A 1613-nucleotide genomic window follows, 5' to 3' on the forward strand; every position below is an offset into this window, starting at 1 on the left:
TACAAAGCGCCCCTGCGCGATATGCGCTTCGTCCTCAATGAAGTATTCGAGGTCGCCAAACTCTGGGCCGAGTTGCCTGCACTGGCCGAAACTGTCGATGCTGAAACGGTCGAAGCCATTCTGGAAGAAGCCGGCAAGGTCACCAGCAAAACCATTGCGCCCCTGAGCCGTGCAGCGGACGAAGAAGGTTGCCATTGGGCGGACGGTGCTGTCACCACGCCGGCAGGTTTCCCACAGGCTTATCAGACATACGCTGAAGGCGGATGGGTCGGCGTAGGTGGCGATCCGACCTATGGCGGCATGGGCATGCCCAAGGCGGTGTCGGCCCAGGTCGAAGAAATGGTCAACTCCGCGAGCCTGTCGTTTGGTCTGTATCCGATGCTGACGGCCGGTGCCTGCCTGTCGATCAACGCCCACGCCAGCGAAGAACTCAAAGCCGCGTACCTGCCCAACATGTACGCCGGTGTCTGGGCTGGCTCCATGTGCCTGACCGAGCCACACGCCGGTACGGACCTTGGGATCATTCGAACCAAGGCCGAACCTCAGGCCGACGGATCCTACAAGGTCAGCGGAACCAAGATTTTCATCACCGGTGGCGAACACGACCTGACCGAGAACATCATCCACCTGGTACTGGCGAAACTTCCGGACGCACCGGCAGGGCCGAAAGGTATTTCATTGTTCCTGGTGCCGAAGTTCATGGTCAATGCCGATGGCAGCCTGGGCGCGCGTAACGCGGCGAACTGCGGTTCGATTGAGCACAAGATGGGCATCAAGGCTTCATCGACGTGCGTGATGAACTTCGATGAAGCCGTGGGTTACATCGTCGGCGAGCCGAACAAAGGCCTGGCGGCAATGTTCACCATGATGAACTACGAGCGTCTGGGTGTCGGCATTCAAGGCCTCGCCACGGGTGAGCGTTCGTACCAGAACGCGATCGAATACGCCCGTGACCGTTTGCAAAGCCGTTCGCCGACCGGCGCGCAGAACAAGGACAAGGTCGCTGACCCGATCATCGTCCACCCGGACGTGCGTCGCATGCTGTTGACGATGAAAGCCTCGAACGAAGGCGGCCGTGCGTTCTCCACCTACGTGGCGATGCAACTGGACACCGCCAAGTTCAGCGAAGATGCCACGACCCGCAAACGTGCCGAAGACCTGGTGGCGTTGCTGACGCCGGTTGCGAAAGCATTCCTGACCGATCTCGGCCTGGAAACGACTGTCCATGGCCAGCAGGTGTTTGGCGGCCACGGCTATATCCGTGAATGGGGCCAGGAACAACTGGTGCGCGACGTGCGTATCACCCAGATTTACGAAGGCACCAACGGCATCCAGGCGCTCGACCTGGTGGGCCGCAAGATCGTCGGTACCGGCGGGGCGTTTTATAACCTGTTCGCTGACGAGATTCGTCATTTCACCGCGACGGCCAGCGCTGATCTGGCGGAGTTCACCAAGCCGCTGAACGATGCCGTGACCACGCTCGACGAGCTGACCGCCTGGTTGCTGGATCGGGCGAAAAACAACCCGAATGAAATCGGTGCCGCCTCGGTCGAGTACCTGCAAGTCTTCGGCTACGTGGCTTACGCCTACATGTGGGCACTGATGGCCAAGGC

The 1613-nt window shown here is 60.2% G+C and carries 1 protein-coding gene; it reads left to right on the forward strand.

The genetic code is table 11. The features are described 5' to 3' along the window. Positions 1 to 1613: acyl-CoA dehydrogenase family protein (locus tag H7698_RS31075; protein ID WP_194693896.1), on the forward strand; the 1613-nt coding region annotated here is incomplete at both ends.

Source organism: Pseudomonas sp. p50(2008), assembly GCF_015351605.1.
GTDB lineage: Bacteria > Pseudomonadota > Gammaproteobacteria > Pseudomonadales > Pseudomonadaceae > Aquipseudomonas.